Here is a 20,030-nt window from a genome sequence, read left to right on the forward strand (position 1 = left end):
GTACGGGCGAGCGGGGCGCGACGCGCCCGCCACGGTCTCGACACACCACCCGGACGGCGTCAGGCTGACCCCGTTTCCACGGCCGGACAACGAGGAGTCGAGCATGGCGGGCACGGACATCGGCACCACCGGAGCGGGCGGCGGGCAGGACCGCCCGATCGTGATCGTCGGCGCCTCCCTGGGCGGCGCTAAGGCGGCCGAGGCGCTGCGCGAGGCCGGGTACGAGGGCGGCGTCGTCCTGATCGGCGAGGAGCACGAGCGCCCGTACGAGCGGCCGCCGCTGTCCAAGGGCTACCTGCTGGGCAAGACGCCCCGGGAGAAGATCTACGTCCACCCGCCGCAGTGGTACGCCGAGCACGACATCACGCTGCGCCTGGGCACGGCGGTGGCCGCGATCGACCCGGCCGGGCACACCGTGACGCTCGCCGACGACGGCCGGGTGGAGTACGCCAAGCTGCTGCTGACCACCGGCTCGGTGCCGCGCCGGCTGCCGGTCCCGGGCGCCGACCAGGACGGCGTGCTCTACCTGCGCCGGGTCGACGACAGCGACCGGATCAAGGCGGCGCTGCGGCCGGGCGCCCGGATCGTGGTGATCGGCGCGGGCTGGATCGGCCTGGAGGTGGCGGCCGCGGCCCGCGAGTCGGGTGCCGAGGTGACGGTGCTGGAGGCGCTCGAACTGCCGCTGCTGCGGGTGCTCGGCCGGGAGGTCGCCCAGGTCTTCGCCGACCTGCACCGGGACCACGGCGTGGACCTGCGCCTCGGCGTCAAGGTGGCCGAACTGACCGGCGACGGCACCACGGTGAGCGGGGTGAAGCTCGCCGACGGCACGACGGTGGCGGCCGACGCGGTGGTGGTCGGCATCGGCATCGCCCCCGCCGCCGGACTCGCCGAGGCGGCCGGCCTGGAGGTCGACAACGGCATCAAGACCGACCGGCAGCTGCGCACCTCCGACCCGGACGTCTACGCGGCCGGCGACGTCGCGAACGCCTACCACCCGCTGTTCGACCGGCATATCCGGGTCGAGCACTGGGCCAACGCCCTCAACCAGCCGCAGACCGCCGCCCGCGCACTGCTCGGGCAGCCGGACGCGGTCTACGACCGGATCCCGTACTTCTTCAGCGACCAGTACGACCTCGGCATGGAGTACGTCGGCTACGTCGAGCCCGACGGCTACGACCGGGTGGTGTTCCGCGGTGACCCGGCCGCCCGCGAGTTCATCGCGTTCTGGCTGTCCGGCGGCCGGGTGCTCGCGGGGATGAACGTCAACGTCTGGGACGTCACCGACCCGATCCGCGAACTGGTCCGCTCCGGGCGGGTGGTGGACGCCGACGCGCTGGCCGACCCGAAGGTCCCGCTCGGCGAGCTGTAGCCGTCCGGCGTCACGACCACCCGTGCACCCCGGCGTCCCGGTGCGGTCAGCCCACCGGGACGCCGGGGTTCGCCACGCCCCGGCCCCCGGTGACGGTGTTGCCCGCGCCGATCGTCACCGGGCACTTCACCGCGTCGTAGTTCGTCACGTCGATCGCGTAGCGGTCCGCTCCGGTGGCGCCGGTGAGGTCGGAGCGGTTGCCCCGGAAGACCGTGCCGCAGCCCCAGCCCGGCTGGACGCTGTGGGTCTGGTAGCCGTCGTCGGTGGTGCGCCTGCCGGTGTTGTTCTCGATGACGTAGCCGTTGCCCTTCACGTCGACCCAGGAGTCGTCGTAGTTGCGGCCGGTGAGGCCGTCGCCGTCGAAGGAGTTGCCGGAGACCAGGCCGCCGGTGGTGCCCTCCTTGAGGTCGACGTTCTCGGCGCCGATGTTCGGGCCGAAGGTGTTGCCGGTGATCTGCACGTGGTCGCTGCGGTCGGTAAGGGTGCCGGCGGTGCCGACGTACACGCCCTCGCCCAGGCCGTCCCGGTTCAGACCGGTGTCGTGGATGCGGGAGTTGCGCAGCGTGCCGTAGCTGCTGGAGTTGCGGAAGTGCACGCCCTCCATGGTGGTGTGGTGGACCGTCACGCCGTCGATCACCACGTGGTTGGCGGCGTCCGCCATGATGCCCTTCTGGGCGCCGGTGACGGTCAGGCCCTGGACGGTCCAGTAGCTCGCGCCGTCGAGGTGGAGGCCGTAGCCGCCGCCGGTGGGGGTGGTGAGCACGGCCTTGGCGGAGCCGGTGAGGGTGATCCGGGCGGCGGCGGTGCCGGGCACGGTGGCCTTGAAGCTGCCGGAGTAGGTGCCGTCGGCGAGCTGGATGGTCCGCCCGGGCACGGCGGCCGCGAGCGCGGCCTGGAGCTGCTTGGCGGTGCCGACCTTGACGACGGTCGCGGCCGGGGCGGCCGTCGCACCGGGGGCGGTGCCGACGGCGAGGGCGGCGGTGGCGACGGCGACGGCGACGGCGACGGCGACGGCGACGGCGGTGAGGGTGGCGCCGAGGGCGCGGGGAGACGTCGGTTTCATGGACGGTGCTCCTTGCGGGACGGGTGGTGACAGGAACATGCCGTCGATCACACTGGACTGGACCATTCCGAAGCGTCAAGGGTGCCGCCGTCGGGCGATACTGGGATCCGGGGGGAGCCTCGGACGGCTTCTGGAAACCATCGGGCGGGGGCAGGGAGGCACGGTGGGCGGGACGGCCGGATTCGCCGTGGTGGTGTTCGGTGCGCTGGGCGGAGTCGTCGCCTACCTCGCCGGAGTCGTCGGGCTGCGCGAGCAACGCCGGCTGCGCCGGGTCGGCGTCCCCGCCTCGGCCCTGGTGCGCGCCCGCATCCGGGGGCCGGAGGACCACGCACTGCCGCCGCGTCCGCTGCTGCAGTTCGAGACGACCGACGGCCGGGTGGTCGAGATCTTCTCCCCCGTCCCCTCCACCACCCGCCACCCGCTGCCGGACGGCCGCTACGTGCCCGTCCGCTACGACCCGGCCGACCCCCGGCAGGTGCTGGTCGACGGGCGGGAGCGGACGGGGCTGGAGTACGGGTTCCTCGCCCTGGGGGTGCTGGCCGTCCTGGGCTCGATCACCATCGCCGCCACGGCGCTCTAGGCGGCCGGCGCGCCGCGCCTTCCGGGACGGGCCCTACGGGCGCTCCCGGCCCGCGCGGAGCCCCGCCGGGGTGAGGCCGGTGTGCAGGCGCATGGTGCGGGTGACGGCGGCGGCAAGGTCATCACCATCGTGACGTCGCTGCTGGCCGCCTTCACCGACGGCTACTCCACCTACGCCGGCGCCAAGGCCCCGGTGGAGCACTACACGCGGGCCGCGTCCAAGGAGTTCGCCGCCCGTGGCATCTCGGTCAACCCGTCGCCGCCGCCTCCTGGCCGTTGGAGCCGGTGTGGCCCCCCTCCCGGGCCGCGCCCCCGCCCAGGGCCTCGACCAGCCGCCGGGCGCGGGTGTCCTCGTCGAGCAGCGCCCGCACCAGCGGGCCGGGGGCCGCGCCCGCCAGGTAGGCCTCGACGGAGCGCGGATCGGCCGGGAGGGCGACCGTCCCGGCGGTGAGGGCCGCACGGGCACGGGCGTAGTCCAGCCCGACCCAGGCGAGCAGCTCGCCTCCGGTGTCGTCCACGTCCGGCTGCGGCCGGTGGCCCAGGACTTCGTGGACGGCGAGGAGGGCCAGCAGGACGTGTTCGGTGCCCGGCGTCCGGCGGCCGAGGCGCAGCGCCTGGCCGTCCGTCTCCCGTCGGATCCAGTCCGCGGACGGCGCCGCCGGGCCGGCCGCACCGGGCTTCAACAGGCGCTTCCAGAGCGGGAGTCGGTGCGACCGGCGGCCGAGCAGGGCATCCCGGGTGGGATGCAGCAGCGGGTCCAGCGCGTCGGAGGCGCCGTCCGGGGCCGTGGCCTCCGGTACGGGCGGTGCCGTCGGCGCAGGTGGTGCTGCCGGTGGCGCCTCCCGCGAGGCCTTCGGCCCGGGGTGCGTCGCGTCCAGCCGGTCCCGGACGGCCTGCGGCGCGACGCCCGCCGCGCGCAGCAGTTCGGCGGCGCGGGTGCGGTCGTCGGCCAGCAGCGCGCGCAGGACGTGCTCCGCGGTGAGCTGCCGCCCGCCGCCGCGCCGCACCGCCGTCACCGCGGCGGACAGTGCGCGGGCCGCGGCGCCGGTCAGGACGAGGTCCGGGGCCCTGGTCGAGCCCAGGATCTCCCGGGCCGGCACACCGGCGTCGGCCTCGTCGTCCGCGGCCCAGCCCCCGCCGCGTTCGCGGTCGGCGCCACCGTCGCGCCCGCCGTGACCGTGGCGGTCGCGGTCACGCAACAGGGTGCGCAGCTCGCTCTCGGTGGCCCCGGCAGCAGCGAGGGCCGCACCGGCCGGGCCGCTCGACCCCACCACCGCGGTCAACAGGTGCTCCGTACCGAGCCGGCCGCCGCCCGTCGTGCCGAGCGTGCGCCAGTCCGCTTCCAGCGTGGTCTCCATCAGGCCCTCCCCGCACAGGTGGCTTTGCCCACACCATACGCTCGCTTTGCCTTCTCTTTGTAATGGGCCGCCCGTCCGGACGGCATCGCGAGCCCGTGGCGGAAGCATCGGCGACGCAGCGTTGTTGGAGAGCGGGAGAAGCCGCGCCGGCGAAAAGGGGTGAGCACCGTGGCCGACACGCTCCCCGGGCCCGAGCACGTACCCGACGGCGGCACGACCGGCCCCGACGGCGGAGCCGCCGAGGCGCTGGACGCCTACTCGCGGATCGTCACCACCGTCGCCGCCGCGGTGACTCCGCGCGTCGCCGCTCTCCAGGTGCCCCGGCGCGGCCGGGGCGGCTGGTTCAGCACCGCGCTCGGCTCGGCGGTGGTCTTCACCGACGACGGCTTCCTGCTGACCAACGCCCACGTCGTCGGCCACGCCGACGCCGGGACCCTGGCCTTCGCCGACGGCACCACCTCCCCCTTCCACACCATCGGCGCCGACCCGCTCTCCGACCTGGCCGTGCTGCGCGCCGACGGCCCGACTCCCACCCCGGTGCGGCTCGGCGATGCCACCGCGCTGCGGGTCGGGCAGCTCGTCGTCGCCGTCGGCAACCCGCTCGGACTCGCCGGGACGGTCACGGCGGGCGTGGTCAGCGCCCTCGGCCGCTCGCTCCCGGCCCGCTCCGACACCGCCGTACGCGTCATCGACAACGTCATCCAGACCGATGCCGCCCTCAACCCCGGCAACTCGGGCGGCGCACTGACCACCGCGACCGGCGAGGTCGTGGGCATCACCACGGCCGTGGCCGGCAACGGGCTCGGCCTGGCCGTCCCGATCGACGCCACCAGCCGGCAGATCATCGCCACCCTGCTCACCGACGGCCGGATCCGCCGCGCCTACCTGGGCCTCGCCGGCGTGCCCGCCCCGCTGCCGCCCACCCTGCGCCGGCGCGCCGGGCAGCAGACCGGCCTGCGGATCGTCGAGGTCGTCCCCGGCGCCCCCGCAGACCACGCCGGACTGCACGAAGGCGACCTGCTGCTCACCGCCGCCGGCGAACCGATGACCAGCGCCCGCACCCTGCAGCACCTGATGCTGGCCGACGGCATCGGCCGCCCGCTGGCCCTGACGGTGCTGCGCGGCGCGGCCCTGGTCGACGTGATCGCCGTCCCGACCGAACTGCCCTCGGACGACTAGGCCGTGGTCCGGACGCGGCCACGGTGAACTCGACGAAGGCGGGTCCGAAACGTGACGGGCGCCGTCTCACGGGTGGTCGCGCGCGGGTTCGGCGTCGGGGGAGAATCGGCGGGTGACCGAGGTGAACGTGGTGCACGTCTTCCTCTCGCGCGGCCGGTTCTCCTCGTACGACGACATCCGCGACCACGTCGACGAGGTGTGGTCGGAGAACGGGGACGCGGAGCCGTCCGCTCTGATGCGCGAGGTCGGGATCGCCGAACTCGAACCGATGGGCGTCGAAGTCGTCCACGCCCGGGACGACGGCCACCCCGCGCCGGTCGCCCCCGAGGTGCTGCTGCACGACGCCTCGTACGCCGACCAGTGGCTTCCCCAGGTGGAGTCGGCCGAGCCGGCCGACGCTGCGATCTGCGTCTTCGCCCCCAACGTGGTCACCGACCCGCGTGGCACCTCCCTGCACTACCTCGGCCGGTTCACCTATCGGGCCTGAGGGCCTTCGACCGGGACTGCCGGCACCACGCGTCGAGGCAGCCGGGCGGGGTGCGCGGAGCGGATCGCCGGGCCGCCCCTGACGGGTGGCCCCGGTCCGAACGTGCGGCCCGCTCCGCGCACCCCGTTTCCTGTGTCCCACCGCTTCGGCGGGGAGCTCCGGAGTACCGGCCGGAGCCCCCGGCCTCGCGGTGTGGTCCGCCGCCGGCGCACGGGGAGGCCGGCGGCGGACCGTTCGGGAGCGCCTCAGGGCCGGTGGTCGAGGCGCAGCGTCGACACCCGTACGGTGCGCCGTGGCAGCGCCGCGGGCAGGGCGACCAGCAGGGCGGTGGCGGTGAACACGGCGTAGTGCGCGCTCTCCGGCCAGGGCCCGGACCAGCCGAGTTCGGCGTGGCGGTGCTCGGCGAAGGCGTTGCAGCAGAGCCAGGCGGCCAGGCCGACCACCGGCGCGGCCCGGGGCCGGGAGAAGCCGCCGACCAGACCGCACAGCGCCACGTACGCCACGAAGGCGAGGCCGCCGGAGTGCAGTTCGCCGAGCCCGCCGAGGCCGAGCGCCAGCAGGCCGCCCGCGAGCAGGGCGACCGTGCCCGAGGTGCCGACCGGCAGCCGCTCCGGCACGGGGCGGAAACGGCCGGCACCCGGGCGGGCCGCGTACATCCGCACCGCGGACTACCGCTTCGCCGCGAGGAGTTCGGGCGTCGGGCCGACCGGCAGGTGCCAGCGGGCGCGGCGTTCCCGCGCCTCCAGCTCGTGCAGGTCGTGGAGCAGTGCGGGCACCGGGACGGTCAGCACCGGGCAGCCCGCCCGCCGCGCGCAGTACGCGGACACCGAGCGCCGCAGCCGGCGGCGCAGCAGGCCGCCGCTCTGCCCGAGGACCAGCAGGTCGCCGGGCCGGTCGGCGACGTCGACCAGGGCCGGGCCGGTCTCGCCGCGGATCACCACCGGGCGCAGCGGCACCGCGGGGTCGTTGCCGCCGAAGGCCTCGTCGAGGGCCCGGTGCAGGCGCTGTTCGGCGGCGTCCCGGACGGCCGCGAGCAGCGGCGGGCAGGGCGAGCGGCGGTAGCCGTGCTCACCGCCCGGGGGCTCCCAGGCCAGCACGGGCAGGAGTTCGGCGCCCCGCTCACGGGCCTCGGTCACCGCCCGGTGCAGCGCCGCCAGACTGCCCAGCGACCCGCTGACCCCGACCACCACCCTGGGTGTCCCGCCGTCCTCGTGCCGCTCGATGCCGTGCATGACCCGTCCTCGTGTCGTGGTGGCCGCACCGTGTCCCGGCGGCCGTACTCGTTCACCCAACCGCCGGTCCGGGCGCCCACCGGCACTTCTTGACGGCTCCCTGACGCCCGGTGCGGCGATCCCAACGCACTCCATACGGCGAGGGGCCGGGGTGGCGCGGCTCCCGCACCCGGGGCACCGCCCACGGCCCGCACTCCGCGGTCCGCAGCCCCCGCAGCCCGCAGCCCGTAGCCTGCGGGATGAATGGTGCTATCGTCAGTAGCACCATGTTGCTGAAGCTGGACGTCGGGGACACCCGACCACTGCACGAGCAGGTCGCGGGCGCGATCAGACGGGCCGTCGCCGAGGGCGAGTGCGCCCCCGGGGACAAGCTGCCGCCGGCCCGGGAGCTGTCCCGGGCGCTGGGCGTCAACTCCAACACCGTGCTGCGCGGGCTGCGCACGCTGCGCGACGAAGGGGTGCTGGAGTTCCGCCGGGGCCGCGGTGTCACGGTCGCCGCGGGGGCCGACACCCGCTCCGAACTGGTCGACCGGGTCAGGCAGTTGATCGAGGACGCGGCCCTGGCGGGCTACAGCAGGAACGATCTCGTGGACATGATAAGGGGGATGTCGTGACGGACGAAGGATCAGGAACGCACCGGCCGGGGGCCCGGAAGCGTGACGGCTGGGGCGGCCGGGGCGGCCTGTGGGCCGCGCTCGCCTGGTCACTGGGGGTGCTGGCCCTGCTGGTCGCGCTGCCGCTGGCGGCCCGCCACCGGCTGCCGGACCCGCTGGCCACCCACTGGGGCGGGCGGGACCCGGACGGTTCGATGTCGCTGACCGGAGCCGTGCTGGTCCCGGCGCTCCTCTGGCTGGTCCTGGTGCTGGTCTCCGCGCTGCTGCAGCGGTACTACGGCGAGCGGACGCCGGGCTGCGGGGCGGCGGCACTGGCGTCCGGCGGGGTGCTGCTCACGGGGGCGCAGACCGCCGTGGTGCACGCCAACCTGGACCGCGCCCGGTGGCAGGACGCCGCGCCGATGGGCATCGAGGTGGTCCTGGTCCTGCTGGCCACGGCCGCCGCCGGCGTGCTGGCCTGGCTGGCCGGCCGCCGGTTCGGGGCCCGGGCCGAGGCGCTTCCGGCCGCCGGGGCACCGGTGCTGGACGTGCCGGAGGGCGAGGAGTTCGTCTGGCTCTCCTGGGCGACGAACCCGTGGCTGCAGCTGCTGGCCGCCGTGCTCGGACTGGTCACGGTGGCGGGTGTGCTGGCTGCGGCGAGCGGGCTGGCAGGCCTGGACTGGTCGCTGGTGCTGCCGTTCGCGCTGCCCGCCGTCGCCGTCCTCGTCTGCTCCTCGGTGCAGGCGCGGGTGACCGCCCGCGGCCTGACCGTCGGCTTCGGCCCGTTCGGCCGGCCCGCCCGGCACTGGTCGCCCGCCGACCTCGTCTCGGCCCGCGTCGAGCAGCGCACCGCCGCGCAGGCGGGCGGCTGGGGCTACCGGATCAACGGGCTCGGGACCACGGTGATGCTGCGCGGCGGCACGTGCCTGGTGGTGCGCACCCGCCGGGGCACCGACTTCGCGGTCAGCGTCGACGACGCCGAGCGCGGGGCGGCGCTGCTCAACGCGCTGATCGCGCGCGCCGGGCAGCCGACGGGCTGAGCCCGGGCGCCGGCCGCGCCGGTCCGGTCGGCGGGTCCGGCGCCGGGTCCGGACGGCGGACCGGTCCTGCCCGCCGGTCGTTCCCACCCGCCGGCCGGCCCTGCCCGTCGGTCAGTCCTGCCAGTAGAACAGCAGGGTGTCGACCTTCAGTGGCCCGCGCTCGCCGAAGTAGTAGACGCAGAGCCCGGTGACGACGGTGTCCCTGGTGGCCTGGTCCACCCAGCGGAAGCCGGCCCCCTCCAGGACCGGGCGGGCCGGGGCGTCGTCCGTGTCCGTGCCTCCGGCGAAGGGGCCGAGGGTGCTGACGAACAGGCTGTCCTCGTCGAGCTCGATCACGTGGTAGGTGCCCTCGCCCTCCCCGTTGTCCTCGTGTGCGGAGACCGGCGGGTCGAAGTCGATCCCGGCGGCCTCCAACGCCTCGGTGACGCGGCGCAGTCGGCCGTCCGCGTCGACGGGCGCGGGCGGATCGGTGCGGAGCGCCTCGACGCGCCAGCGCGGGTCGGTGTCGCGCTCGCAGCGCGCGGCGTACTCGTGGACGATCGCGTGGCGCATCTCCTCGGGCAGGCCGGGGACTTCGACCCGGGGGCGGCCGAGGCGGTCGTCCCACGCGCGGGCCTCCGCGGTGTCGCCGGTGAGGCGGTGCAGCGCGCAGACCGCCCACAGCGCGGCCTCGACGGGCCGGTCCGAGGCGAGGAGGGCGCGCAGCCGCTCGGGGTCGGCCGCGAGGGTGTGGGCCTGGTGGGCGACCAGGCGGTCCGGGTCGGCGAGGGAGTCGGTCACGTCCTGCCCGGCCCGGTGGCGCAGCCGGTCGCGGGCCAGCCGGTCCTCCGGGCGGGCGTCGCCGAGGTCGGCCAGCACGGCCGGGAGCCCGTGGCGGTCGGCCAGCGCGTCCAGCCCGGCCTCGCCGAACTCCCGCCAACGCGACCAGGGGTGGGCGGCGAGGGTGGCGAGTTCGGCCGTTGCCGTGCGGTCGCCGAGGACGCCGCGGGCCTTGAGGAAGGCCTGGCACAGCCCGTACTGCCCGTCCCGGTTCCGGTCCGGGTGCCGCAGCCAGGGCAGCAGTTCGGCGCGGTCGGCGAACAGGTCGAGCAGGGCGACGCGCAGCTCGGCGGTCTCCCCGTGGTTCCTCAGGACGTCGAGCAGGGCGGGGGCGTGCGGCTCCGGCACCCGGCCGGCCAGGGCCTCGACGCAGGCGCGGCGGCGGTACCAGTGGCGTTCCGGGTCGGCCGCGTAGCGGGCGAGCTCGTCGGCGTCGCGGGCGCGCAGGGCGGCCGCGTCGTACGGCCGCTCGAAGGGGATCAGGTCATCGATGCTGGTCACCGGGGGGATATTAGGCGGCCGGAGCGCCGTAAACCACTCAAATCAGTGGTGCTTCGAACGCCAATACGGGTACACAAGTTGACGGCCACTCAGGTTCGGGCGGCGCCCCGTCGACACCGCCCCCGTCCTGTCCCCGGTGGCCGAGAAGTCAGCGGGCGCCCGCGCGCCCGCACCCAAGCAAGGAGGCGTCCGTGACTCACGACTCACGCGCGCAGGACTCCCCGGACACCCGGCGGGGCGTCCAGGACCAACGGACGGTCACGTTCCTCCGCCTCGGCGTCGGGCTGATCGGCATCCTGCTGCCGCCGACCCTGCCGTTCGGCAACTGGCTGGCCGCCGAGGTGACGGGGCGCAGCACGGACGGCTTCTGGCCGGGCTCGATGAGCGCCTCGTACTACACCGACACGCGGAACGTCTTCGTCGGCGCCCTGTGCGCGCTCGGGGTGTTCCTGATCTGCTACCGCTTCGACCGCCGGGACGACCGCTGGAGCACGGCGGCCGGGGTCTTCGCGGTCGGGGTGGCGCTGTGCCCGACGTCGCCGGACGGCGCGTCGGACGTCCAGCGCACCATCGGAGTGTTCCATCTGGTCTTCGCGAGCCTGCTGTTCGTCATGCTGGCGATGTTCTGCCTCTACTCCTTCCGCAATCCCCGTTCCACCCAGCCGGCCCGGGTGGGTACGGCCTACCTGGCGGCGGGGGTGCTGATCCTGGTCGCACTGCTGCTGTCCGTCGTGGCCGGGGTGACGGGCATCGGCGACGACTGGTCGGTGCAGCCGCTGTTCCTCTGCGAGTGGCTGGCGACGTGGTCCTTCGGTGCGGCCTGGATCGGGGCCGCGCTCGAACTGGCGGCGCACCGCCGGGGCGGCTCCGAGACGGCGGCCGTGCCCCGGCAGCCGGGCGGGGCGCTGATGGAACCGCGGCAGCCGGAGGCCCAGTCCTGAGGGCCTGAGAGCCTGAGCCCGGTCAGCCTGGGCCCCCGGCCGACCGGCTCAGGCCCAGAGCCATACCCAAGGGTTCGTCATATCGTCGCACCGGCCGACCGTTACCATGCGCACCAAGGACCGCCACCGAGGCGGCCGGTGACGGATCCCCAGCAACGGGAGGACGAGCATGGCGAACGAGGTCGGGGCGCAGCGCGGTCCACAGGAGGACTACCCGTCGGTGGACCTGCGGATGGATGTTCCGCACTCCGCCCGGGTCTACGACTTCCTGATCGGCGGCAAGACCAACTTCGAGGCGGACCGGGTCGCCGCGCACGCCTCGGTGAAGGCCTGGCCGTCACTCCCGATCTCGATGCGCACCACCCGCGACTTCATGCAGCGTTCGGTGCGCCACCTCGCCGAGCAGTACGGCGTACGGCAGTTCCTGGACATCGGCACCGGCATCCCCACCTCGCCGAACGTGCACGAGATCGCCCAGGCGGTGGCGCCGGATTCGCGGGTCGCGTACGTGGACAACGACCCGATCGTGCTGACCCACGCCCGGGCGCTGATGGACAGCACGCCCGAGGGCCGCACCTGTTACGTGGACGCCGACTTCCGCGACCCGGAGTCGATCATCGGCAACGCCCGGCTGCGCGAGGTGCTCGACCTCTCGCAGCCGGTGGCGCTGTCGCTGATCGCGATCGTCCACTTCGTGCTGGACGAGGACGACCCGCAGGGCATCGTGCGCCGCTTCATGGACGCGCTGGCGCCCGGCAGCTTCCTCGCGCTGACCGTCTTCACCGGCGACACCGACCCCGTCGGGGTGGGCGGCGTCGGCCGGGAGTACAACGCGCGCGGCATCCCGCTGCAGATCCGTGACAAGGCCGAGACGGAGGCCTTCTTCGACGGCTACGAGCTGCTCGACCCGGGCGTCACGCTGGTGCACCACTGGCGCCCGGACGCGGACGCCGCGCCCGTCCGGGACCAGGACATCGCGATGTACGCGGGCGTGGCGGTCAAGCGCTGAACCCCTCTCCCACGGCGGCCCCGCAGCAGCCCACGGCGGGCCGCGGCGGGCCCGGTCACCCGGGGACGGAGACCAGGCCCGCCTCGTAGGCCAGGATGACCAGCTGCACCCGGTCCCGGGCGTCGAGCTTGGCGAGCAGCCGGGTCATGTAGGTCTTGACGGTGGCGATGCCGAGCACCAGCTCGGCGGCGATCTCGGTGTTGGACAGGCCCCGGCCGACCAGCGTGAGGATCTCCCGCTCCCGGTCGGTGATCGCCGCCAGCCGGCCCACGGCCTCGTTCCGCGCGCCGGGACCGGTCGGCCGGCCGGGAAGGGCCCCGGGCAGTCGGCCGTCCCGGGAACCGCCCCATGAGCCGGGCGGACGGCCGGCGGCGAAGGCACCGATCAGCCGCCGGGTGACGCTCGGCGCGATCAGCGCGTCCCCGGCGGCGACCACCCGCACCGCGCCGAGGATGTCGTCCAGTGCCATGTCCTTGACCAGGAACCCGGACGCCCCGGCGTGCAGCGCCGCGTAGACGTGCTCGTCCTCGTCGAAGGTGGTGAGCACGACCACCCGGGTCGGACCGCCGGCGGCGGTCACCAGCCGGGTGGCCTCGATGCCGTCCGTCCCTGGCATCCGGATGTCCATCACCACGACGTCCGGGCACAGTTCGGCCGCCAGCCGGACGGCCTCCGCCCCGGTGCCCGCCTCGCCGACCACCTCGATGTCGGTGGTCTCCGCGATGACCATCTCCAGCGCGGCCCGTACCAGCGGCTGGTCGTCGGCCAGGACGACCCGGATCACGCGCGCACCTCCCCCGCGACCGCAGGGACCGTGACCCCGACCGGGATCGGCACCGGGATCGGCAGCGTGGCCGCGACCCGGAAGCCGCCGTCGGCGCCCGGCCCGGCGTCGAACCGGCCGTGCAGCAGGGCGACCCGCTCGCGCAGCCCGGCCAGCCCGAAGCCGCTGCCCGGGTCGCTGCCGTGCCCCCGGCCCCGGTCGGTGACCTCGACGGACAGCTCCCCCGCCGTCCGGGAGTCGACCCGGACCACGCAGGCGTCGGCGTCCGCGTGCCGGACCACGTTGGTGACGGACTCCTGGATGATCCGGAAGGCCGCGAGGTCGATCTCCGGTGGCAGCGCCCGCAGTTCGCCGTGCCGCCGGACCTCCACCCGCACCCCCGCCGCCGTGGTCGCCCCGGCCAGCCGGTCGAGGTCCGCCAGGCCCTGCGCGCCGGTGCCCGGGCCGTCGCCGTCGGCCCGGCGCAGGACGACGAGCATCCGGCGCAGCGCGGCCAGGGTGTCCCGCCCGGCGGCCTCGATCTCGCCGAGCGCCGCCTTGGCGCGTTCGGGCCGGCGGTCGATGACCCGGCGGGCGGCACCCGCCTGGAGCGCGACGATGCCCAGGCTGTGCGCGACGGTGTCGTGCATCTCCCGGGCGATCCGCAGCCGTTCGGCGGTGACCGCCTCGGCGGCCGCCCGGCTGCTCAGCGCCTCGGCGTGCTCCCGGTTCTGCCGCACCGAGCGCCCGACCAGCCAGGCGACCAGCGCGAGCAGCGCGGCGCCGTCGGCGGAGCCGATGTGGGTGCCGGTGAAGATGCCGACGGTGTTGCCGCGCACCAGGCCGATGTGCAGCACCAGGAAGCCCATGACGAGGGCGAACGCGGCCCGCGAGGTGCGGCGCGGCCGGGTGGCGGTGATCAGGCAGAGCGCGGTGTCCACGGCCAGCAGCGCGCCGGGCGGCACCTGGGCGCCGCCGGACCAGCCGTCGGTCTCGGTCCAGGTGGCGATCAGCAGCAGGACGACCGACAGCACCGGCAGCCGGCGCACCGACGCGGCGCCCGCGAAGGCCACCGCCGTGTCGGCCAGGGTGAACGCCCACCCGCCGTGCGCGGCGGCGCCGTGGTGCTGCGCGGAGCCACCGAGCCGGACGGCGGGGTAGGCGGCGGCCACGCACCAGGCGAGCCCGACCCAGACCTCGGGCGGGACGCGCCGGAACAACGGCGGGGTGGGGGTCGACGGCATGGTCCACGATCGTAACGGCGGCCCGACGAGCCGTCATCCGACCGTGGTTGTACGGCCGGGGGTGACCTGCGCGTACGGCCGGGGGTGACCCGCGTTTCTTCCTCCCGTCCCTCGTCACCGAGCGCTACCGCTGGACCGCCGACCTGCTGCACGCCCTGCCGCTGCCCGCCTGGCAGCGCCTGGCCCGGATCGCCTGGCCGGCTGGCGCCCCAGCGCCTACCCCGCGACCGTCGCAGGCTCCTGGATCACCCTCGCGGCCTGGTCGTTCGCCTCGGTGGCGATCGCGGCACTGGTGATCCACCGCCGGGACCACTGACGGCCGGGGAAGGCCCGAACGACCGGCCACTGCCCGCGCCGACCTGCCACGGCTCAGAACGCCGCGATGCTCCCCGGTGCCCGCTCGGCCCGGCTGAGCGCCCGCAGCATGCCCACCCACCCGTGCCGCCGGACCGCCAGCCGGGCCAGCAGTGCGGCCACGGAGTCGGCGGTCTCCGGCGGGAGTCCGGGGGTCGGGACGCCCACGCTGACCGCCAGGTCGTCGGCGTGGACGGCCAGTTCCATCGTCCGGGTCGCCAACAGGTCGTCGAGCGTGAGCGACCACGGCCCCCAGAACGGCAGCCGGGCCGGGCGGGTGCCGTCCGCCGCCGCCAACGCGGTCGTCAGCTCCGCGACGGCGGCGTCGACCCGGCGGTGCAGTGCGGCCGGACCGTCGGCGGCGAACGCCTCGCTGCCCTGCCGGATCCGGACGTTGATGTCCGCGTCGAGCTCCGCGCCGACCCATGCGACCCGGGCGTAGTGGTCCAGCAGGCCGATCGTCGTCTCGGTCGGCGGCGCGGCGGCCAGGGCCTCGGACACGCACAGGACCTGGAAGGCCAGGTGCCCGGCCAGCCCGCCGACGCTCCACTCCGCCAGCGCGCTCGGCCGCCGCCAGGCCTCGGCCACCTCGGGGGCGCGCAGCAGCTGCTCGGCCGCACGGGCCGCGGCCAGGAAATCCGCTCGGGAATCGCTCACGATCCGCTCCCTACCGCACCACGGAGGCCCGGAAACCGGACCCCACCGACCGCACCGCAGCCGTTCACGATCCACCGCCGCCCGGTCGGCCGGACCCACCGGATCCGTCCGACCCACCCGACCCGGCCGGGGTGGGCGGCGCTCCCGCCGCGGTGTCCACCAAGGCCACCAGCAGAGCCGTCAGCACCAGCCCCGCCGCGACCGTCACGCCCAGCTGGAAGGCCGTCGCCCAGTCCGGGTACCGACCGCGCGCGTGGGCGAAGAACACCGACCCGACGACCGCGATGCCCACCGCCGAACCGACCCGCTGCGCGGTCTGCAGCACGCCGCCCGCACTGCCCGCCCGGGCGACCGGCACCTGCTGGAGGGTCAGCGTCTGGTTCGGGGCGATCACCAGCCCGCTGCCCACCCCGGCGACCAGCAGCGGCAGCGCCGTCGTCCAGCCCACCCGGGGCCCCGACCACAGCTGCACCGCGAGCGCCGCGGCCAGCAGGCCGGCCAGCACCAGCAGCAGCCCCACCACCACCAGCCGCCTGCCGAGCCGGCTCACCAGCCGCCCGCCCACCGCCGCGGCCGCGCCCGAACCGATCGCGAACGGGGTGATCGCCACGCCCGCCACAAGGGCCGAGTAGTGCAGGCCGACCTGCAGGTACAGCGTGAAGATGAAGAAGATCGCGGTGAACCCCGCGAAGTACGCCAACGACAGCAGCACCCCCGCCGCGTACGGGCGCACCGCGAACAGCGCCATGCTCACCAGTGGCTCGTGCCGCCGCCCGTAGTGCACCTCCCAGCCGACGAAGGCCGCGAGCAGCACCGCCGACACCGGCAGCAGCAGCCACCGCGCCGGGCTGTGCCACTGCTGTGCCTGGACGAACGGCAGCAGCAGCGCGACCGTGCCGGCGCCGAGCAGCACCAGGCCGACCGGGTCGAAGTCGCGGTGCCCGGCACGCTCGGCGGCCGGCGGGGGTGCCGGGAGCAGCCGGTGGGCGATCGGCAGGGCGGCGACGCCGATCGGCAGGTTCACCAGGAACACCCAGCGCCAGCCGTCCTGCGGGCCGGACAGGTGGATCAGCAGCCCGCCGAGCAGCGGTCCGACGGCGGTCGACAGCCCGATGGTGGCGCCGAGCGCGCCGAAGGCCCGGCCGCGGTCGGCGCCCCGGAAGAGGGTCTGGATGAAGCCGGACACCTGCGGGACGAGCACGCCACCCGCCGCGCCCTGGAAGAGCCGGGCCAGCACCAGCCACTCCTGGCTCTGCGCCGCGCCGGCCAGCGCGCTGGCCGCGGTGAACAGGGCGAGTCCGGTGAGGAAGACGGCGCGCCGGCTGCGCGCGTCGCCGAGCCGTCCGGCCGGGACGAGCACCAGGCCGAAGGCCAGCGCGTAGCCGCTGAGCACCCACTGCAGGCCGCTCTCCGACATGTGCAGCCCGGCCCGTACGGTCGGCAGGGCGACGTTGACGATGCTGACGTCCAGCAGGGTCATGAAGCCGGCGACCAGGCAGACCGCGAGCGCCCGCCAACGCCGCGTGTCGGCCCGGCCGCCCGCGGCGGAAGCGCCGGGCGGGTTCGGGTGCGCGGTGGCGGACGGGGCGTCGGGGGTCATGGGAGCCTCTTCCCGGTGTCCGGGGCGGCTTGCTCGCCGCCCGGCCGGTGGTCGGCGGGCTTCGCTCGGCTCATCGTCGCCCCGCCCTCCGGGTACCGCCACCCGGGTCGTACCCGGGCAGCGCTCCCTTCCGCTCCCCCGGCCGCCTCCCCCGCAGCCTCACCCGAACGGTCGAACCGGATCGCGATCGGTGCCCGGACCCCAGAGGCTGACGGCATGACCGTCGCCACCGAGAACCCGCCGCTCGCCCCACCGGTGCTGGACGTTCGGCAGCGGAACGTCGTCTTCGCCACGATCGTGCTCGGCATGCTGCTGGCCGCCCTCGACCAGACCATCGTCGGCACCGCGCTGCCCACCATCGTCGCGGACCTCGGCGGGGCCGCGCACATGTCCTGGGTGGTGACCTCCTACCTGCTGGCCGAGACGGTGGCCACCGTACTGGCCGGCAAGTTCGGCGACCTGTACGGACGCAAGCTGATCTTCCAGATCTCGGCGGTCGTCTTCGTCGCCGGCTCGTTCCTGTGCGGACTGGCCACCAACATGACGCTGCTGATCGCCTGGCGGGCGGTGCAGGGCGTCGGCGCGGGCGGGCTGATGGTCACCGCCATGGCGCTGATCGCGGACGTCATCCCGCTGCGCGAGCGCGGCAAGTACCAGGGCGCGATCGGTGCGGTGTTCGGCGTGGCCACTGTGATCGGGCCGCTGCTGGGCGGGCTGTTCACCGATCACCTGTCCTGGCGCTGGGCGTTCTACGTCAACGTGCCGCTCGCGGTCGTGGTGGTGATCGCGGCCGCCCGGACCATCCCCTCGGTGCGCTCGGCGACCCGACCGGTGATCGACTACCTGGGCATCGCGCTGGTCGCGGTCGGCGCCGGCGCGCTGATCCTGGCGACCAGCTGGGGCGGCAACCAGTACCCCTGGGGCTCCGGGGTGATCATCGGCCTGTTCGTCGGCGGCACGATCGCCCTCGGGCTGTTCTGCTGGACCGAGACCCGGGCCGTCGAACCCATGCTGCCGATGCGGCTGTTCCGCAACCCGGTGTTCACGGTCTGCTCGGTGCTCAGCTTCATCGTCGGCTTCGCGATGCTCGGCGCGCTCACCTTCCTGCCGACCTTCCTGCAGTACGTCGACGGTGACTCGGCGACGGTCTCCGGCATCCGGATGCTGCCGATGGTCATCGGCCTGCTGCTCGCCTCGATCGGCAGCGGCACCGCGGTCAGCAGGACCGGCAAGTACCGGGTGTTCCCGATCGTCGGCACGGCCGTCATGGCCCTCGGCCTCTACCTGCTCTCCCGGCTCGAACCCGGCACCGGCACCGCGCTCGCCTCGCTCTACATGTTCGTGCTCGGCGTCGGCATCGGACTGAGCATGCAGGTGCTGACGATCGCCGTGCAGAACACCGTCGACTACGCGGACCTCGGCACCGCCACCTCCGGGGTCACCTTCTTCCGGACCATCGGCAGCTCCTTCGGCACCGCGGTGTTCGGCACCATCTACACCAACAGCCTCACGACCGAACTCCGCGGGGGCGTCGCCACCGCCGCCCGGCTCACCGGCGCCGACCCGGCCGTGCTCGCCCGTGCCGCCGAGAGCCCCCAGAGCCTGCACGGGCTGCCCGCCGACCAGGCCGCGCCGATCGTGCAGGCCTACTCCGACGCGCTGCACACCGTGTACCTGTGGACGATCCCGGTGGCCGTGATCGGCTTCGTCGTCGCGCTCTTCCTCAAACAGGTACCACTGCGCGACACCGCCCGGGCCGGCTCCACCGACATGGGCGAGGGCTTCGCCCAGCCGACCACCGCCGACTCCGACCCGCACCTGGAGTACGCGGTCTGCAAGATCGTCCGCGGCGTGGACCTCGACACCGTCCGGGCCATCGTCTCCGACGCCGACACCCGGGTGGACCTCGGCGGCGCCTGGGCACTGATGGAGGTCGCCCAGCACACCAAGGTGATCGGCCGCGCCGACCTCGACCTCATCGCCGCCCGCAAACGGATCCCGCCCGAGGTCCTGGAGCCCGTCTTCGACCGGATGGCCGCCGAGGGCTACCTCGTCCGCGACGGAGGCGTCCTGGTGAACACCGAGACCGGCACCCGCGAGGTCCGGGCCCTCGCCCGCGCCTGGTCCGACTGGCTCAACGCCCGCCTCGACGCCGACGCCGGCCGACCGCGCAGCCCGCAACTGCGCACCGCCGCGGACGCCATCGCCTGGCGCCTCCTGGTCGAGGACCTCGCCAACGGCCTCCCCGCGAAGGCCCGTTCGACGGACAGCGCACGGGTCTAGACGGTCCGCCGCCCGCGCTTTCCGTTCGCCGTCGGATCGATCGGTTTCGGGGCCTCTGCTGCGCCGTCGTGACGCCGCGTCGTCGGGTGACGCGGTCGGCGTCAGCCGGCCAGCCAGGGGGCCTCGGGGAGCTTGGCGGCGGCGTCGTGGCCGGAGAAGTCCGCCGTGGTCGGCGTGCCCAGGCCGGCCATCCGCATCGTCACCCGCCGCAGCGCGCCGTCGCCGTCGACCCAGTAGGTCAGTGGCGAGCGCCCGCCGTCGGGTGCGGAGCCCTGGGCACGCGGCCCGGCGATGCGGTCGTAGCCGCGGCCGTCGATCCGGTCGCGGCCCAGCCAGCGCGCCCCGGACTGGGCGAGCAGCAGCGGGTTGTCGGGGCGGTCCGCGCCGAGCTGGACCACCAGGCTGAGCCCGGAGTCCAGGGGGTCCGCGGTGTAGGAGCGCGGCGACCAACCCTGCCGCGGCACGTGCTCGGCCTGCTGCCACGCCGGGCCGTCGACGCCGGCCGGTTCCGGGGCCAGGCCGAGGCCGCCGGTGTCCCAGATGATCAGCCCGTGGTCGAGCGGGCCGCTCGCCCCGGTCGTCCGGTAGCGGCCCACGCCGCGGTGGGTGCGGTAGTCCACGACGCCCTCCACCCGGATGGTGACGCCTCCGCCCTCGGCGGCCGTGAGCGTCACCCCGACCGGAGCGGCCTGGTAGAGGTTCAGCCGCGACAGGGCCAGCCGGGAGGCCTCGTCGCTGGTCACCGGCCGCTCGTCGGCCTCGTCGGAGACGGTCCGGTAGACGACGAGACCGCCCGCCGCGGTGCCGCACACCGCGATCGCGGCCAGGGTGAGGAGCCAGCGGCGCCGCCACGGCCTGCGGGTGTCGTCCTTCGTCCTCCGGGCCATGCGGGTGCCTTCTCTCGTGGGTCGGTGTGCGGTCGGTGTGCGGTCGGTGTGCGAGCAGTGAGTGGTCTGCGT

At 75.1% G+C, this 20,030-nt stretch carries 19 protein-coding genes and 1 pseudogene; 10 read left to right on the forward strand and 10 right to left on the reverse strand.

Annotated elements, in window-relative coordinates; genetic code table 11:
• Positions 1–103 precede the first annotated feature (103 nt).
• Positions 104–1,369, forward strand: a complete 1,266-nt coding sequence (locus ACIGG8_RS30525; protein ID WP_350521012.1) for an FAD-dependent oxidoreductase — start codon at positions 104–106, stop codon at positions 1,367–1,369.
• A 46-nt stretch (positions 1,370–1,415) separates the two neighbouring features.
• Here ACIGG8_RS30525 and ACIGG8_RS30530 read toward each other — a convergent pair whose 3' ends face one another.
• A complete protein-coding gene (locus tag ACIGG8_RS30530; RefSeq protein WP_396551947.1) occupies positions 1,416–2,432 on the reverse strand; it encodes a right-handed parallel beta-helix repeat-containing protein in 1,017 nt (338 codons plus the stop codon).
• A 163-nt stretch (positions 2,433–2,595) separates the two neighbouring features.
• On the opposite strand from ACIGG8_RS30530, the gene ACIGG8_RS30535 reads away from it, so the two are divergent.
• Together ACIGG8_RS30535 and ACIGG8_RS30540 are read left to right on the forward strand one after the other, a co-directional pair.
• The gene (locus ACIGG8_RS30535) at positions 2,596–3,012 is read left to right on the forward strand and encodes a DUF3592 domain-containing protein (protein ID WP_396551948.1); all 417 of its coding nucleotides are present in this window, start codon (positions 2,596–2,598) and stop codon (positions 3,010–3,012) included.
• Between the two features lie 111 nt (positions 3,013–3,123).
• A pseudogene (locus tag ACIGG8_RS30540) lies at positions 3,124–3,282 on the forward strand (short-chain dehydrogenase); the annotation flags it as partial.
• Here ACIGG8_RS30540 and ACIGG8_RS30545 read toward each other — a convergent pair.
• A complete protein-coding gene (locus ACIGG8_RS30545; protein ID WP_396551949.1) occupies positions 3,260–4,369 on the reverse strand; it encodes a Clp protease N-terminal domain-containing protein in 1,110 nt (369 codons plus the stop codon). The pseudogene ACIGG8_RS30540 and the gene ACIGG8_RS30545 overlap by 23 nt on opposite strands.
• Positions 4,370–4,537: 168 nt before the next feature.
• Between ACIGG8_RS30545 and ACIGG8_RS30550 the strand changes: the two genes are divergently transcribed.
• Positions 4,538–5,548, forward strand: coding sequence for a S1C family serine protease (locus ACIGG8_RS30550; RefSeq protein ID WP_396551950.1), 1,011 nt, complete (start codon positions 4,538–4,540; stop codon positions 5,546–5,548).
• Positions 5,549–5,660: 112 nt separating this feature from the next.
• A complete protein-coding gene (locus ACIGG8_RS30555) occupies positions 5,661–6,035 on the forward strand; it encodes a hypothetical protein (RefSeq protein WP_396551951.1) in 375 nt (124 codons plus the stop codon).
• 245 nt (positions 6,036–6,280) lie between these two features.
• Here ACIGG8_RS30555 and ACIGG8_RS30560 read toward each other — a convergent pair whose 3' ends face one another.
• Together ACIGG8_RS30560 and ACIGG8_RS30565 are read right to left on the reverse strand one after the other, a co-directional pair.
• A complete protein-coding gene (locus ACIGG8_RS30560) occupies positions 6,281–6,697 on the reverse strand; it encodes a hypothetical protein (protein WP_396551952.1) in 417 nt (138 codons plus the stop codon).
• 6 nt (positions 6,698–6,703) lie between these two features.
• Positions 6,704–7,267 (reverse strand): universal stress protein, encoded by a 564-nt coding sequence (locus tag ACIGG8_RS30565; RefSeq protein WP_396551953.1) that lies wholly within the window; start codon positions 7,265–7,267, stop codon positions 6,704–6,706.
• 266 nt (positions 7,268–7,533) lie between these two features.
• Between ACIGG8_RS30565 and ACIGG8_RS30570 the strand changes: the two genes are divergently transcribed.
• Both ACIGG8_RS30570 and ACIGG8_RS30575 read left to right on the forward strand, forming a co-directional pair.
• Positions 7,534–7,881 (forward strand): GntR family transcriptional regulator, encoded by a 348-nt coding sequence (locus ACIGG8_RS30570; protein WP_350521020.1) that lies wholly within the window; start codon positions 7,534–7,536, stop codon positions 7,879–7,881.
• A complete protein-coding gene (locus ACIGG8_RS30575; protein WP_396551954.1) occupies positions 7,878–8,900 on the forward strand; it encodes a DUF1648 domain-containing protein in 1,023 nt (340 codons plus the stop codon). Before ACIGG8_RS30570 ends, ACIGG8_RS30575 begins: the two co-directional genes overlap by 4 nt.
• A gap of 111 nt (positions 8,901–9,011) precedes the next feature.
• Here the strand turns inward: ACIGG8_RS30575 and ACIGG8_RS30580 are convergent, their stop codons facing one another.
• A complete protein-coding gene (locus ACIGG8_RS30580; protein WP_396551955.1) occupies positions 9,012–10,220 on the reverse strand; it encodes a hypothetical protein in 1,209 nt (402 codons plus the stop codon).
• 191 nt (positions 10,221–10,411) lie between these two features.
• Between ACIGG8_RS30580 and ACIGG8_RS30585 the strand changes: the two genes are divergently transcribed.
• The gene (locus ACIGG8_RS30585) at positions 10,412–11,161 is read left to right on the forward strand and encodes a hypothetical protein (protein WP_396551956.1); all 750 of its coding nucleotides are present in this window, start codon (positions 10,412–10,414) and stop codon (positions 11,159–11,161) included.
• A gap of 169 nt (positions 11,162–11,330) precedes the next feature.
• Positions 11,331–12,170 carry an SAM-dependent methyltransferase gene (locus ACIGG8_RS30590; RefSeq protein ID WP_350521024.1) on the forward strand — a complete coding sequence of 280 codons (840 nt, stop codon included), beginning with the start codon at positions 11,331–11,333 and terminating at the stop codon, positions 12,168–12,170.
• A gap of 55 nt (positions 12,171–12,225) precedes the next feature.
• Here the strand turns inward: ACIGG8_RS30590 and ACIGG8_RS30595 are convergent, their stop codons facing one another.
• From ACIGG8_RS30595 to ACIGG8_RS30610, 4 genes are all read right to left on the reverse strand, one after another.
• The gene (locus tag ACIGG8_RS30595; RefSeq protein ID WP_396551957.1) at positions 12,226–12,954 is read right to left on the reverse strand and encodes a response regulator; all 729 of its coding nucleotides are present in this window, start codon (positions 12,952–12,954) and stop codon (positions 12,226–12,228) included.
• Positions 12,951–14,177, reverse strand: a complete 1,227-nt coding sequence (locus ACIGG8_RS30600) for a sensor histidine kinase (protein WP_396551958.1) — start codon at positions 14,175–14,177, stop codon at positions 12,951–12,953. The genes ACIGG8_RS30595 and ACIGG8_RS30600 overlap by 4 nt, the downstream gene beginning before the upstream one ends.
• A gap of 369 nt (positions 14,178–14,546) precedes the next feature.
• Entirely contained in the window at positions 14,547–15,188 is a 642-nt protein-coding gene (locus tag ACIGG8_RS30605) for a maleylpyruvate isomerase N-terminal domain-containing protein (RefSeq protein ID WP_396551959.1), read from the reverse strand.
• A gap of 64 nt (positions 15,189–15,252) precedes the next feature.
• Positions 15,253–16,788: an MFS transporter gene (locus tag ACIGG8_RS30610; RefSeq protein WP_396551960.1), complete on the reverse strand. Its 1,536-nt coding sequence runs from the start codon at positions 16,786–16,788 to the stop codon at positions 15,253–15,255.
• A 216-nt stretch (positions 16,789–17,004) separates the two neighbouring features.
• Between ACIGG8_RS30610 and ACIGG8_RS30615 the strand changes: the two genes are divergently transcribed.
• Positions 17,005–19,071 carry an MDR family MFS transporter gene (locus ACIGG8_RS30615; protein WP_396551961.1) on the forward strand — a complete coding sequence of 689 codons (2,067 nt, stop codon included), beginning with the start codon at positions 17,005–17,007 and terminating at the stop codon, positions 19,069–19,071.
• Between the two features lie 101 nt (positions 19,072–19,172).
• Here ACIGG8_RS30615 and ACIGG8_RS30620 read toward each other — a convergent pair whose 3' ends face one another.
• Entirely contained in the window at positions 19,173–19,958 is a 786-nt protein-coding gene (locus tag ACIGG8_RS30620; protein ID WP_396551962.1) for a hypothetical protein, read from the reverse strand.
• Positions 19,959–20,030 lie beyond the last annotated feature (72 nt).

The organism is Kitasatospora sp. NPDC085464, assembly GCF_044541955.1.
Classification (GTDB): Bacteria; Actinomycetota; Actinomycetes; order Streptomycetales; family Streptomycetaceae; genus Kitasatospora.